Annotated in this window: 12 protein-coding genes; 9 read left to right on the forward strand and 3 right to left on the reverse strand. The window is 56.2% G+C overall.

All coding sequences use genetic code 11. The features are described 5' to 3' along the window. Positions 1-4: 4 nt before the first annotated feature. A complete protein-coding gene (locus MED193_RS13485) occupies positions 5-1231 on the reverse strand; it encodes an argininosuccinate synthase (protein WP_009810291.1) in 1227 nt (408 codons plus the stop codon). A 127-nt stretch (positions 1232-1358) separates the two neighbouring features. Between MED193_RS13485 and MED193_RS13490 the strand changes: the two genes are divergently transcribed. The 3 genes from MED193_RS13490 (at position 1359) to ilvA (ending at position 4294) form a co-directional block, all read left to right on the forward strand. Continuing rightward, positions 1359-2114 (forward strand): hypothetical protein, encoded by a 756-nt coding sequence (locus MED193_RS13490; RefSeq protein ID WP_009810292.1) that lies wholly within the window; start codon positions 1359-1361, stop codon positions 2112-2114. A gap of 152 nt (positions 2115-2266) precedes the next feature. Beyond that, positions 2267-2992 carry a hypothetical protein gene (locus MED193_RS13495; RefSeq protein ID WP_009810293.1) on the forward strand — a complete coding sequence of 242 codons (726 nt, stop codon included), beginning with the start codon at positions 2267-2269 and terminating at the stop codon, positions 2990-2992. Positions 2993-3067: 75 nt separating this feature from the next. Continuing rightward, complete coding sequence (ilvA, locus tag MED193_RS13500; protein WP_009810294.1) at positions 3068-4294, forward strand: threonine ammonia-lyase IlvA; 1227 nt, start codon at positions 3068-3070, stop codon at positions 4292-4294. A 192-nt stretch (positions 4295-4486) separates the two neighbouring features. Here the strand turns inward: ilvA and MED193_RS13505 are convergent, their stop codons facing one another. Beyond that, positions 4487-4810: an Hpt domain-containing protein gene (locus MED193_RS13505; RefSeq protein ID WP_009810295.1), complete on the reverse strand. Its 324-nt coding sequence runs from the start codon at positions 4808-4810 to the stop codon at positions 4487-4489. 205 nt (positions 4811-5015) lie between these two features. Between MED193_RS13505 and MED193_RS13510 the strand changes: the two genes are divergently transcribed. Continuing rightward, on the forward strand, positions 5016-6248 hold the full coding sequence (locus tag MED193_RS13510; RefSeq protein ID WP_009810296.1) for a PP2C family protein-serine/threonine phosphatase: 1233 nt from the start codon (positions 5016-5018) through the stop codon (positions 6246-6248). A 179-nt stretch (positions 6249-6427) separates the two neighbouring features. Here MED193_RS13510 and MED193_RS13515 read toward each other — a convergent pair whose 3' ends face one another. Next, positions 6428-6871: an NUDIX hydrolase gene (locus MED193_RS13515; RefSeq protein WP_039966193.1), complete on the reverse strand. Its 444-nt coding sequence runs from the start codon at positions 6869-6871 to the stop codon at positions 6428-6430. Positions 6872-6966: 95 nt separating this feature from the next. Here MED193_RS13515 and MED193_RS13520 point away from each other — a divergent pair, with 95 nt between their 5' ends. From MED193_RS13520 to MED193_RS13540, 5 genes are all read left to right on the forward strand, one after another. Beyond that, a complete protein-coding gene (locus MED193_RS13520; protein WP_039966887.1) occupies positions 6967-7956 on the forward strand; it encodes an Hsp33 family molecular chaperone HslO in 990 nt (329 codons plus the stop codon). Further along, positions 7949-8542: a CoA pyrophosphatase gene (locus MED193_RS13525; RefSeq protein ID WP_009810299.1), complete on the forward strand. Its 594-nt coding sequence runs from the start codon at positions 7949-7951 to the stop codon at positions 8540-8542. Before MED193_RS13520 ends, MED193_RS13525 begins: the two co-directional genes overlap by 8 nt. Further along, a complete protein-coding gene (locus MED193_RS13530) occupies positions 8542-9711 on the forward strand; it encodes a CCA tRNA nucleotidyltransferase (RefSeq protein WP_009810300.1) in 1170 nt (389 codons plus the stop codon). Before MED193_RS13525 ends, MED193_RS13530 begins: the two co-directional genes overlap by 1 nt. Before the next feature lie 230 nt (positions 9712-9941). After that, positions 9942-11780 (forward strand): ABC transporter ATP-binding protein, encoded by a 1839-nt coding sequence (locus MED193_RS13535; RefSeq protein WP_009810301.1) that lies wholly within the window; start codon positions 9942-9944, stop codon positions 11778-11780. Beyond that, a complete protein-coding gene (locus MED193_RS13540; RefSeq protein ID WP_009810302.1) occupies positions 11777-13624 on the forward strand; it encodes an ABC transporter ATP-binding protein in 1848 nt (615 codons plus the stop codon). Before MED193_RS13535 ends, MED193_RS13540 begins: the two co-directional genes overlap by 4 nt. The last annotated feature ends 72 nt before the right edge of the window (positions 13625-13696 follow it).

The following is a 13696-nucleotide window of genomic DNA, read 5'->3' on the forward strand; positions in this document are numbered from 1 at the left end:
CGACTTACTTTTTCAGGCGGCGATCGCGGGCGGCCAGAAGTTTCAGACGCAGCGCGTTGAGTTGGATAAAGCCTGCCGCATCGGTCTGGTCATAGGCGCCGGCATCTTCTTCAAAGGTCACATGGGCCTCAGAGTAGAGCGTATGATCCGACCAGCGACCAACGCAGGTGGCGGAGCCCTTGTAGAGCTTCAGACGCACGGTGCCGGTGACATGGGTCTGGCTGGCGTCGATGGCGGCCTGCAGCATTTCGCGCTCAGGGGAATACCAGAAGCCATTGTAGATCAGCTCAGCATATTTTGGCATCAGCTCATCTTTGAGATGCATCGCGCCCCGGTCCATGGTGATGGACTCGATGCCGCGGTGCGCTTCCAGCAGCAGGGTGCCGCCGGGGGTCTCGTAGATGCCACGTGATTTCATGCCGACAAAACGACCCTCAACCAGGTCAAGACGACCGCAACCGTGCTTGCCACCGTATTCGTTGAGCTTGGTCAGGATAGTGGCGGGCGACATGGCCTCACCATTGATCGAGACCGCATCGCCTTTTTCAAAGCCGATTTCGATGAACTCGGGCTCATTTGGCGCGTCTTCGGGATGCACTGTCCGCTGGTAGACATAATCCGGCGCGGCTACGGCGGGATCTTCCAGAACTTTGCCCTCTGATGAGGTGTGCAACAGGTTTGCGTCCACCGAGAAAGGCGCTTCGCCACGCTTGTCCTTGGCGACCGGGATCTGGTTCTGCTCGGCAAACTCCAACAGACGGGTGCGTGAGGTCAGGTCCCACTCACGCCAGGGCGCGATTACCTTGATGTCGGGGTTCAGCGCATAGGCGGCCAGTTCAAAACGAACCTGATCGTTGCCCTTGCCGGTGGCGCCATGGGCCACCGCATCGGCACCAGTGGCTTCGGCGATCTCAACCAGACGTTTGGAGATCAGCGGACGTGCGATCGAGGTGCCCAGCAGATACAGGCCTTCGTAGACGGCATTGGCGCGGAACATCGGGAAGACAAAATCGCGTACGAACTCTTCGCGGACGTCTTCGATATAGATGTTTTCCGGCTTGATGCCGAGCAGCTCAGCCTTCTTGCGGGCGGGCTCCAGCTCTTCACCCTGGCCGAGATCGGCGGTGAAGGTGACAACTTCGCAGCCGTATTCGGTCTGCAGCCACTTCAGGATGATGGAGGTATCAAGGCCACCGGAATAGGCCAGCACAACTTTCTTGGGCGCGGACATAGAATTTCCTCTCAGTCAGATCGACAGGGCGATAGCGGGTTTCCGACGTGAGGGCAAGGTTTCCTGGGGTTTTCCTTCGCGGGGCACACGTATAGGAAGACTGGCAATTCTTTGCACTTATTTGAGGATGTTGGCTGTGATCGGATGGAGAGTTTTTTGCCATTCAGTGCTTTTGCTGATCTGGAACCGTAATGCCGCAGCCAGTATCTTTTGGCCAATGATCGCAACAACCTTTGTGGTTACCTTGCTGATCTATGCAAGACCAGCGGAAGATTTAGTCTATGGATCAACAGGTTGGATTTGGTTTGGATTGACCATCTGGTTGACTGAGGTTTTTGTTTCCATTTGGGTGGCCATTGCCTGGCATCGCTACATTCTGCTGGAAGAAGAGGGTAGCCTATTGCCCAGTTTCTATGGCCGACCCTTTCTTGAATACTTCGGAGCCTTCCTTTTGGTCGGCCTTGCCTCCGGTATGCTGGGGTTGCTTGTCGTCGTAGCTGTTTCGCTGCTCTTTGCCTTTCTGGGGCCTTCACTGTATTTTTTCCTTCAGGAATCGTTCATACCCCTCCCTGCTTTCTTTGTTATGTTCTGGATTACCTCCAGACTGTCCCCTGTTTTTCCAGCTGTGGCGCTGGGACAGAAAACAACATTGACGGAGGCCTGGAGAACCACTTCTAAAGTTCCAAGCTCGATTTTGATGATCTTGCCTTTGTTCTACCTGTTAAACTTTGCTTTTGGCTATGGCATTGGGGTTGTGGTAGTCCCCGTGAGTTCATTTCTTGGCAGTTTGATCACGGCGGCCGCACAGTGCATCTGGGCAATGATCGGCATCAGCATTCTCACGTCCATCTACGGTGTCGTCGTGGAAGGCCGCGAAGTTTAGAGACGAGCTTTCTTTGGTTTTTCTGGTTCTTAGGTCCATTCGGGTTTAAATGTTTAGTCGTTGGCCAACGACAACCGGGGTTTTCCTTTTCTGCACACTCTCCTAACGTGGCCAGGAATTTTGAGCTTGTCTTTAGGGAGTTATGAGCTGGTATGGGCTGGAAGATCTTCTCTCATTCGGTGTTTTTGCTGAACCACAACCTGCGCGATGCGCTGCGCATTTCTTCGCCGCTGATTGCCACCATGCTGCTGAACCTGTTTCTGGGGGGCGCGATGGCGATCGACAATCTGGAAGCTGGGACACCGCAAAACACTGGGCCCAATCTGCTGCTGACACTTCTGAGCGCTATCGCAGGTCTGTGGGTGGCCGTGGCCTGGCACCGTTTTGTGCTGCTGGAAGAACGCGGCGGCAGCCTGCCGACCTTCCATGGCAGCCGTATGTTTGCCTATTTTGTTGTCATTTTGCTGATGATGATTGGCTTGGCGCTGGGTGCTGGGGCTGCGGGCGCTATCGCTGGCATTGCGCTCAGCAATATCACCCCGCTGTTTGTCTTGGCCATGCTGGCGATTGCCGTAGCGACCCTTTGGGCCTTTTACCGTTTGTCGCCGCTTCTTCCGGCTGCGGCCCTGGGGGAGTCTATGGGCGTGAAACAGGCCTGGGAGGCAACCGCCAGCATCTCTGGCGCAGTGCTGGGTGCGGCCCTGCTGCTGATCCTATTTGCCTTGCTCTGTGGTGGGGCAGCCATGCTGGTCTGGTTTCAGGTCAACATTCTGATCGGGGTGATCCTTATGGGTGTGATGCAATGGGCCTATACCATGGTGGGGATCAGTGTGTTGACCACGATCTATGGGATCGCCGTTGAGGGCCGGAACATCTGATTGCTTTGGGTATTCTTCGGTATGCTTTGATCCTGCCCTCTTGCCATGCGGGCAGGCTTGCGCCACTCAAGGGATATGACTGATTTCATGACCCAGGCCCGTGCGGCCGAGGCGGCGATGCGCGATGTGTTTCCGCCCACGCCGCTACAGAAAAACGCCCACCTATCCGAGCGGTTCGGCGCGGATATCTACCTCAAGCGTGAGGATCTGAGCCCGGTCCGGTCATACAAGATCCGGGGTGCGTTCAATGCGATGCGCAAGCAGCAGGATCAGCAGCTGTTTGTCTGTGCTTCGGCGGGCAATCACGCGCAGGGCGTGGCCTTTATGTGCAAACACATTGGCGTCAAAGGTGTGATCTTTATGCCGGTGACCACGCCGCAGCAAAAGATCCAGAAAACGCGGATCTTTGGCGGAGAAAATGTCGAGATCCATCTGGTAGGCGACTATTTTGACGACACACTGGCGGCGGCTCAGGAGTGGTGCGCCCGCGAGGGCGGGCATTTTCTGTCCCCCTTTGACGATGCTGATGTGATCGAGGGACAAAGCTCTATCGCGGTGGAGATCGAGGCCCAGTTGGGCCGCGCGCCTGAACATGTCATCCTGCCGGTAGGCGGTGGTGGCATGTCTGCCGGGGTGACCAGCTGGTTTGGCGATCGGGTGCATAGTCTTTATGTGGAACCCGCCGGTGGGGCCTGTTTGCGGGCGGCGCTAAAGGCAGGGCGCCCGGTGTCCCTGGATAAGGTGGATACCTTTGTTGATGGCGCAGCGGTTGGGCGACTGGGGCAGCGCCCTTTTGAGGTTCTAAAAGATGTGCCATTACCAGATGTGATTGCACTGCCCGAGGACCGGGTCTGCGCCACCATGATCGAGATGTTGAATGTTGAGGGAATCGTTCTGGAGCCCGCTGGGGCTTTGGCGGTCGAGGCGCTGGGCGACCTGCGCACATGGATTCGCGGCAAGACTGTTGTCTGCGTCACCTCTGGCGGGAATTTCGATTTCGAACGCTTACCTGAGGTCAAAGAGCGGGCACAGCGGTATTCTGGCGTAAAAAAATATTTTTTGTTGCGGTTGCCGCAGCGGCCAGGTGCCTTGAAGGAGTTTCTTGGCATTCTTGGACCTGAGGATGATATTGCCCGATTTGAGTATCTGAAAAAGTCAGCGCGCAACTTCGGTTCGGTTCTGATAGGCATCGAAACCAAGCGGCCAGAAAATTTTTCTGACCTTTTTGCCCGGCTGGATGCTGCAGGCATGGCCTACACGGATATCACCAATGACGAGACTCTGGCGCAGTTCTTGATCTGAGGTGTGAGGCTGTTGCAAAGGCGGGCAAGGATAGGCTGGGGCTGATATTTTTGTCAGCAGCGCACGGAAATGTCCCAAGCGCAGTCTTTGCCGGTAAATCGATGAGGCTATCGCCATATTACGACCATCTGAGATCTACGAAGTGAAATATAGCGTATTGAAAACATATGTTTATTTCATATCGTGAAGGATTTAGTCCAGTTTGGGCAGGTCTGCGAGGAAACACTTTTTGGAGGCTTCGAACATATCCAGAATGGCGGGAAGATCGACCTGGGCAGCACCACCTTCAGCAGATTGGCGTTCCCCACTGAGGCAAAGCTTGGAGAAGCTATCAAATCCAAGATTCAACGCGCATCCCTTCAGGAAATGCAGATCCTGTTCAAGCTGGCTACGATCATCGCTACGAAGCTTTTCAATAATTTCTTCGACTTCTTCGAGAAAAAGTTCCACAACTTCGCCGAAGTCGTCTGGCCCGATTTCGTCTTTCAGTTCTTTTACCCGAGGCCAGTCAATCATGGTCCTGTTCCTATTTGCCTTCAGTTTGAGTGAGACTCATAGGTTGTATGTAGTAAATTTATGGTGAAAAACGTGGCGCGAGACAATTTGCAATATTCATATCCTATTAAAGGTCTGCCCTGATAGTGACAGCAGATAAGCGACCATATTGTAAGAGGTGCCAAGGGTGCTGCCAGACAGTTCACCGGACAAAGAGGAACACGCTATGAGCGGGTCGATCAGCCGTGTGTTGGTTGTCGACGATAGCCGTTTGCAGCGTCGTATTCTGGTGGCCTCTCTGCAAAAGTGGGGCTTTGATGTTGTTGAGGCGGAAAGTGGCGAAGCGGCTATGGAGATATGTCGCAAGGATCCGCCCGATTTGATTCTCAGCGACTGGATGATGCCGGGGATGAACGGTCTGGAATTTTGCCAAGCCTTTCGTGAGCAGTCCAGAGACAACTACGCATACTTTATTCTGCTGACCTCGAAAAGCGAGAAGAACGAGGTCGCAGAAGGCTTGGATGCAGGGGCCGATGATTTTCTGACCAAACCTGTAAGTTCGGATGAGCTGCGCGCGCGAATTTCTGCCGGGGAACGTATCCTTAAAATGCAGCGTGAACTGTCCGAGAAAAACCGGATCGTGTCAGATACTCTGGATGAGTTGCAGAGCGTCTATGACGCTATCGACAAGGATCTTATCCAAGCCCGCAAGATTCAGGAATCCTTGGTGCCTGAACTTTCCAAGGAGTTCGGGTCGTCGACCGTCAGCCTGTTGCTAAAGCCTTGCGGTCATATCGGTGGCGATCTGGTTGGCATGTTCTGCCCAGGCGTGAACCGAATCGGCTTTTATTCGATTGATGTCTCAGGCCATGGTATTACCTCGGCAATGATGACTGCCCGTCTGGGGGGCTACCTGTCTTCAACCTATTTTGACCAGAATGTCGGGATGGAGCAGCGGTTCAAACGCTTTTACGCGCTGCGCCAACCGGATGAGGTGGCGCGTTTGTTGAACGCTCGCCTGATTGCGGACACCGGTATCGAAGAATACTTCACCATGGCGTATTGCATCGTGGATCTGCGTAGTGGTGTGCTGAAGATGGTCCAGGCTGGCCATCCTCATCCCCTGTTGCTACGACGCGATGGCACGACAGAGTTCCTGGGCAAGGGTGGGGTTCCCATCGGGTTGGTGCCGGACATCAGTTATAGTCAAGAAGAGGTCATTCTTGAAAAAGGTGATCGGTTGTTGCTCTATTCCGATGGTTTTACTGAGGCCCGTCTGGAGAATGGTGAGATGCTTGAGGTTGAGGGCCTGATGGACCTCATCAGCAAATGTGACGCCCGTCAGAGCGGCAAAGAATTTTTGGATGACCTATATTGGAATCTCACGCAGATCATGTCGCAAGAGCACGGGTTGGAGGATGATGTTTCCGCAACCCTGTTTGAATACGAAGGTCCCTGACATCTGTTGAAGGCGCGCCAGAGCTTATGGTGTTTAACGGGTCGCTTCCGGGGGGCTCCCGCCAATCGTCAGATTATCAAAGATAATCCGCTCTTGTTGGGCCCGGCAGACCGCATAGGCGGTCTGCGGTTGCGATTGGTATTGCGGGTTGCCCTAGATAGGCGAAGCTGGGTTTTGATCTAGGTAAGGGAGACGAAGAGTTTGGCAAAATGTCGGTCCCCCGCATTGCCGAGTTGATGTATCGCCTCGCTGGGGGGGAGCCAGAGTGCTTGGTGGTCGGCTTCAGCTGGGGGTCCGATTTTGCGCAGCGGGCGGGCCAGATAGATATGGCACAGTTTTTCTGCCCAGAGATCGTATTCCGGCATAAAGGTATAGCGGCGAAAGGCCCCAAGTCGCTTGGGGGCCGCGATTGACCATCCAGTCTCTTCAAAGACCTCGCGGTGCAGGGCGGGAAGAGGGGACTCGCCAGGATCAATGCCGCCGCCTGGGAGTTGGATATCCGGATGTGGATCCATCTGGCAGGTCAGCAAAAGCCGACCATTACGTGGCAAAATTGCATAGGCGCCAGGGCGCATGCGATACCGTTGATTTTGCCGCGGTACCTCACCAAATCGCCTGATCATCTGCGCCCCCTTCACTCTATCGTGGAAAACCCTATATAGGCTCGATATGCCAATCACCGGCGCTAAATGAAACCCCCATGACCGTTGGATCAAAAATGACTCTTGGATCAAAAATCGCATGGGACGATACCGTCCTGCCTTTTCAGCTTGATGCCTCCGATATGCGGGGCCGTGTGGTGCGGCTTGATTCGGCGCTGGATGGTATTCTGAAGCAGCATAACTATCCGCCCCAGGTCGAGGCCCTGGTGGCTGAGATGGCCCTATTGACCGCAATGATTGGTCAGACGATCAAACTGCGCTGGAAACTGTCATTGCAAGTTCAGTCCAAAGGCCCGGTTCGGATGATTGCCACGGACTACTACGCGCCCGAGAGTGAGGGGGAGCCGGCCCGGATCCGCGCCTATGCCAGCTATGATGCCGATCGCCTGACGTCAGGTGCTCCCTTTGATCAGGTGGGTGAAGGCTACATTGCCGTTATGATCAACCAAGGCGAGGGCACCAAACCCTACCAGGGGATCGCGGCGCTGGATGGCGAATCATTGGCGGCCTGTGCTGGTGCATATTTTGCTCAGTCTGAGCAGCTGCCCACGACCTTTACCCTGACCTATGGGAAATCCTCTGCTCCCGGGGTAGCCGAACACTGGCGCGCTGGCGGTGTGATGATGCAGCATATGCCCAAGGCCTCCCCTTTTGTGGCCGCGGATGGCGAAGGCAGCGGTGCCACGCTTCAGGCTGCGGACCTTGTTGAAGGTGAGGCTGAGGAAAACTGGAATCGCGTCAACACCTTGCTGAGCACGGTCGAAGAGCTGGAACTGATTGGTCCCTCGGTCACACCGACTGAGCTGCTGCTGCGCCTGTTCCACGAGGAAGAACCAAGGGTCTACGATTCGCAGGCGGTTCATTTTGGCTGCACCTGTTCCGAAGACCGCGTGCGTCAAAGCCTGTCGATCTATTCCGCCAAGGACATTGCCACCATGACAACCGAGGATGGTCGGGTGACAGCTGATTGCCAGTTCTGTAGCGCGCATTACGATCTGGATCCAAAGACGGTTGGCTTTGAAGCGGAAACTGCCGAGGGTGACTGACCTGCGGCAAACTCTGACGGCCGCATTGGCTCAGCAGGGGATGGGATCATCTGATTTTGATCTCAACCCTGACCTGGCAGTGCCCAAGGACCGAAGGTTGCGCCCCGCTGGAGTGCTGGTGGCGATTTCTTTGGTAGAAGAGGTGCCTCGGGTCATTCTCACCAAACGGTCATCCGTGTTGAAACATCACCCTGGTCAGATCGCCTTTCCCGGTGGCAAGGTGGATGAGGGGGACACTGATGTCACGGCGGCCGCCCTGCGGGAGGCCTGGGAAGAGATCGGCCTGCCGTCTGAGCTGCCAGAGGTCATCGGTCTTTTGCCGAGTCATGAGACCGTGACCAGTTTCCAGGTCACTCCCGTGGTGGCCTTGCTGAATGAAAGGTTTGAGATTAGGCCTGAGGCAGGCGAGGTTGCCGAAGTCTTTTCGGTGCCGCTTGCTCATGTGTTGGACGAGAAAAACTACATCGTCGAATCCCGCAGCTGGCGCGGCACCCGTCGACACTACTACACAGTGCCCTTTGGCCCCTATTACATCTGGGGTGCGACAGCGCGAATGCTGCGCAATCTGGCTGGGGTGATGCAGTGATGGCTCTCGCTGGGGAAACCTGGATTCGGGACGCGGCAACGCAAAACGTTTGCTCCGCTTTGACAGCACAGGGAGCTGAGGCTCTGTTTGTCGGCGGCTGCGTGCGCAATGCCCTGATGGGGGTGCCGGTTTCGGATATTGATATTGCCACCGATGCATCCCCGCAGGAGGTGCTGGCCCTGGCCAAATCTGCCGGGATCAAGGCAATCCCGACCGGGATTGAGCATGGTACGGTAACACTGGTGAAGGATCAGATCCCGCATGAGGTGACCACCTTTCGCAAGGACGTGGCGACCGATGGTCGCCGGGCAGTAGTGGCCTTTTCCAAAGACATTGCAGAGGATGCTGCGCGACGCGATTTCACCATGAACGCGATCTATGCGCGCCCCGATGGCAGCATCGTTGACCCCCTGGGCGGGATGGCGGATCTGGCGGCGCGGCGGGTCCGGTTCATCGGAACCGCAGAAAACCGCATTCGCGAAGATTACCTGCGAACTCTGCGCTATTTTCGATTCCATGCCTGGTATGGCGACAAGGATGCGGGATTTGACCCCGAAGCTCTGGCGGCGATCGCGGCCAATCTAGAGGGGCTGTCGCAGCTGTCTCTGGAGAGAGTCACAAGCGAGGTCCTGAAACTCCTGGCAGCCCCAGATCCAGCACCTGCAATTGCGGCGATGCGCCAGATTGGCGTCTTGAACCAAATCCTCCCTGGGGCGGATGATCGCTCACTGGCGCCTTTAATTCATCTGCAAGCTCACCACCCTGACAGAGACATCTCCCTTGATCCGGTCTGTCGGTTGGCGGCGCTGGGCGGTTCAGAGCTGCAAGAGAATTTGCGGTTAAGCAAGGCTGAGGCGCGTCTTTTGGTGCATCTGCGAGAGGCTGCCACTGGCGTAATCTTACCCGCTGAACTGAGCTATAGATTGGGACGTGACATAGCATTACAGGCTTCAGTGTTGCGCTCGGCGCTGTTGGAAGAGCCCGTTTCGCCCAATTTAGGCTCTGATCTGGCGCGTGGCTCTGAGGCGGTCTTTCCCCTCAAGGCAGCGGATCTGATGCCAGACTTGTCAGGTTCTGCCCTCGGCGCAGCGCTGAAAAAACTGGAAAGCGCCTGGATCCAGTCGGGCTTTACCCTGAACCGGAATGAGCTGCTGCAAAAGTTGAAATAGCGCCACATGTCCAGGCCTTTGGCGCAGAGTTTTTAAAAACGCTGGTGACAGGGCGTAGAATATATGGCTAATTCTGCCTTAGCCATAACAATCATGCCGGGAGGAATGCGAATGTACTACGGGATCTGGTTTAGCTAACGCCGTACCACCCGTTTTGGAGGGGGGCACGGTTCCGCCTCTTGTCTGCATTCTTGCATTCCCTATTTGCTCAAGTAACTGGAGCACCTGTCATGTTTCGTTTTTTTGAAAATCTCATTGATCCTTATTGCGACTACCCGGAAACGGATCAGCCACCAACGCGGCTCTGGCCTTTTCTCAAGGCCTATTCTGAGCCGTTCAAAGCCGTGTTCATCTTGACCGCCTGTATGTCTGTCATAGTGGCGGCGATTGAAATCGGCCTGATCTACTACATGGGGCGGGTGGTTGACCTGCTGTCGAACCCGCCGGAACAGGTTTGGCAGAACTACGGAACCGAGCTGATCCTGGTGGCGCTGTTCATCCTACTGTTGCGGCCTTTGCTGCAGCTGGCGGATGTATTGTTGCTGAACAATAGTATTCTGCCGAATTTTGGGACTCTGATCCGCTGGCGGGCTCATAAACATGTGTTGCGGCAGTCTGTCTCTTGGTTTGAGAATGACTTTGCCGGCCGGATTGCCAACCGGATCATGCAGACACCGCCTGCCGCAGGTGAAGTGGTGTTTCAGGTCTTTGACGCCATCACCTTTTCCCTGGCCTATCTGGTGGGCGCGGCGATCATGCTGATGGTTGCGGACGCGCGCTTGATGCTGCCTTTGCTCATCTGGTTTGTACTCTATGGGTTTTTGGTGCGCTGGACGATTCAGCGGGTGGGGCCGGCCAGCCAGGCGGCCTCCGATGCGCGATCTACGGTGACTGGGCGTGTGGTGGACAGCTATTCCAATATCCACTCGGTTAAGATGTTTGCCCATGATGATCGGGAACTTGACTATGCCAAAGACGCCATTGAGAACACGCGGCTGACCTTTCAGAAGGAAATGCGCATCTTCACGGTGATGGACGGTGTTCTTGTCTCGTTGAACGGGCTGCTGATTGTCGGCGTGGTCGGCTGGGCGCTGCATCTTTGGATGATTGGCGCGGCTTCGGCCGGGGTTGTGGCGGCGGCAACGGCGCTGACATTGCGGCTCAATGCCATGACAGGCTGGATCATGTGGGCGTTGACCTCCTTCTTTCGCCAGTTGGGTGTGGTGGCCGAGGGGATGGAGACCATCGCCCAACCTATTGATCTGGTGGATGTCGCGAATGCGGCACCGCTGCGGCTGACACAGGGCGAAGTTACGCTCAAGGATCTGTCGCATCACTATGGCCGCGAGGCTGGCGGTTTGGATCAACTGAATCTGGTGATCAAACCAGGAGAGAAGATTGGCCTTGTCGGGCGCTCGGGTGCGGGTAAATCGACCCTGGTTAAGCTGCTTTTGCGGTTCTACGACCCGGATGCGGGGCAAATCCTGATCGATGGCCAGGATATTCGCGCTGTGAGGCAGAACAGCCTGCGCAGCCATATCGGCATGGTGCAGCAGGACAGCGCGCTGTTGCATCGCTCGGTGCGGGACAACCTGCTCTATGGCCGTACTGATGCAAGCGAGGAAGAGATCATTGCCGCCGCCAAACAGGCGCAGGCGCATGACTTCATTCTGGATCTCGAGGATCCGCAGGGGCGCCGCGGCTATGAGGCCCATGTGGGCGAGCGCGGGGTTAAACTGTCAGGTGGGCAGCGGCAACGCATCACTCTGGCGCGGGTGATCCTGAAGGATGCGCCTATCCTTCTGTTGGATGAGGCCACCTCGGCACTGGATTCCGAGGTCGAGGCCGCTATTCAGGAAACTCTCTACGGCATGATGGAGGGTAAGACGGTGATGGCGATTGCACATCGCCTGTCCACCATCGCACGGATGGACCGCATTCTGGTACTGGACCAGGGTAAGATCGCAGAGCAGGGTAGCCATGAAGAGCTATTGCAGGCCCAGGGGCTTTATGCGCAGTTCTGGGCGCGCCAGTCCGGCGGATTCTTGAATATCGAGGCAGCAGAATGAAGCTAGGCAATCTCATCGACGCGTTTCAGCCCGCCAAGGGCCCGCCGCCGCAGAACCTGGGTGGGTTTCTGCGCTGGGTGTTGGCCGGGGCCTGGCCGATGCTCATCCTGGCATCTGCGATTTCCGGCTTTGCCGGCGCCATGGAGGCGGGGACTGCCTATTTCTTGGGATTGGTGATTGATACCGCGCTTTCCAGCGGGCCAGAGGCCTTTTTTACCAGTGGCAATCTCTTGGTGATCTTGGGCGCGCTGGGCTTTTTCATGTTGGTGCGGCCGGTGCTTTTTGGTCTGTCGGCTGCCTCCAATGCAATTGTGGTGCAGCCCAATGTGAACCCCTTGGTCCTGTCACGACTCAATCGCTGGACCCTGGGTCAGTCGGTGCGTTTCTTTGACGATGACTTTGCGGGACGTATTGCACAGAAACAGATGCAGACAGCTTCGGCTGTGACCTCGGTTGCGACCGAGATGATCAATGTGGTGGCCTTCGCTCTGGCTTCTCTGGTTGGCTCTCTTGCGCTGCTGGGCGCGATTGATTTTCGCATTACCTTGATTTTTGGTCTCTGGCTGATTGGCTATTTTGCTCTTATCCGATACTTCCTGCCACGGGTAAGACAGCGGTCTGGAAAGCGTGCTGGGGCGCGGGCGATGGTGTCGGGACAGGTGGTGGATAGTATTACCAACATCAAGACAGTGAAGCTGTTTGCCCATGCCTCTCATGAGGAGCGCAGTGCCCAGGATGCCATGGCTAAGTTCCGCGATATGGCGCTGGAGTTTGGTTACCTTGCTGCCAGCTTCCGCTTTTGCCTGATGACCCTCGCGGGTCTGTTGCCTGTCCTGCTGATCGGCGCGACCTTGTTGCTGTGGCGGAGTGGCATGGCGACGGAGGGCGATATCGTTGCCGCCGGCGCAGTGTCGATCCGCATTGCCCAGATGACTGGCTGGGTGAGTTTCACCCTGATGGCGATCTATTCTAACGTGGGCGAGATTGAGAACGGTATGAAGACCCTGACCCGCCCAGATAGGGTCGAAGATTTGCAAGACGCAGAGACTTTGCGGGTCACGGAAGGGGCGATCACTTTTGACTCGGTTGGCTTTGCTTATGGCCGTGATCTGGGCGGTATTCGCAATATCACGCTCACCATCAAACCCGGCGAGAAACTGGGCATCGTTGGCGCTTCCGGTGCGGGAAAATCTACCCTCGTTTCGCTCTTGTTGCGGCTCTATGATGGGGAGGGTGGACGGATCTTGATTGATGGGCAGGATATCTCCCGAGTGACACAGGATTCTCTGCGCGGTCAGATTGGCATGGTCACCCAGGAAACTGCCATGTTCAATCGCTCGGCGCGGGAAAACATTCTGTACGGGCGGCCAGATGCCAGCGAGGCAGAGCTGATCGCGGCGGCCAAACAGGCCGAGGCGCATGAGTTTATCCTCGATCTCGAAGACGGGCAGGGGCGGCAGGGCTATGACGCCTTCCTGGGCGAGCGGGGGGTCAAACTGTCCGGTGGCCAGAGACAGCGCATCGCTCTGGCGCGGGCAATCCTCAAGGATGCACCCATTCTGATCATGGATGAGGCAACCTCAGCGCTTGATTCCGAGGTCGAGGCGCTGATCCAGGCGGCGCTGGAACGGGTGATGCAGGGCAAGACGGTTCTTGCCATCGCCCACCGCCTGTCTACGCTCAGCGAGATGGACCGGATCATTGTGATGGAGCAGGGGCAGATCGCCGAGGTTGGCAGCCATGCGGAACTATTGGCTTCGGGCGGGCTCTATGCTCAGTTCTGGGCGCGTCAGTCCGGCGGCTTCATCTGCACGGACGAGGAAGGCACTGCCGCCGCAGAGTGATCTAGCCAAAAGCCCGGTCCGCGCGTATGAAACCCGGCTTTCTCAGCGTTTGTCGGGTTTTGTTCTTTTTTC

This window comes from Roseobacter sp. MED193 (genome assembly GCF_000152965.1).
In the GTDB taxonomy this organism is placed as follows: Bacteria; Pseudomonadota; Alphaproteobacteria; order Rhodobacterales; family Rhodobacteraceae; genus Pseudophaeobacter.

Coding starts and splice junctions, on each gene's coding strand:
- ilvA (WP_009810294.1), top strand. CDS start 3,068: ATGACTGATTTCATGACCCAGGCCCGTGCGGCCGAGGCGGCGATGCGC.
- MED193_RS13530 (WP_009810300.1), top strand. CDS start 8,542: ATGGCTCTCGCTGGGGAAACCTGGATTCGGGACGCGGCAACGCAAAAC.
- MED193_RS13490 (WP_009810292.1), top strand. CDS start 1,359: ATGTTGGCTGTGATCGGATGGAGAGTTTTTTGCCATTCAGTGCTTTTG.
- MED193_RS13520 (WP_039966887.1), top strand. CDS start 6,967: ATGACTCTTGGATCAAAAATCGCATGGGACGATACCGTCCTGCCTTTT.
- MED193_RS13495 (WP_009810293.1), top strand. CDS start 2,267: ATGGGCTGGAAGATCTTCTCTCATTCGGTGTTTTTGCTGAACCACAAC.
- MED193_RS13505 (WP_009810295.1), bottom strand. CDS start 4,810: ATGATTGACTGGCCTCGGGTAAAAGAACTGAAAGACGAAATCGGGCCA.
- MED193_RS13510 (WP_009810296.1), top strand. CDS start 5,016: ATGAGCGGGTCGATCAGCCGTGTGTTGGTTGTCGACGATAGCCGTTTG.
- MED193_RS13540 (WP_009810302.1), top strand. CDS start 11,777: ATGAAGCTAGGCAATCTCATCGACGCGTTTCAGCCCGCCAAGGGCCCG.
- MED193_RS13515 (WP_039966193.1), bottom strand. CDS start 6,871: ATGATCAGGCGATTTGGTGAGGTACCGCGGCAAAATCAACGGTATCGC.
- MED193_RS13535 (WP_009810301.1), top strand. CDS start 9,942: ATGTTTCGTTTTTTTGAAAATCTCATTGATCCTTATTGCGACTACCCG.
- MED193_RS13485 (WP_009810291.1), bottom strand. CDS start 1,231: ATGTCCGCGCCCAAGAAAGTTGTGCTGGCCTATTCCGGTGGCCTTGAT.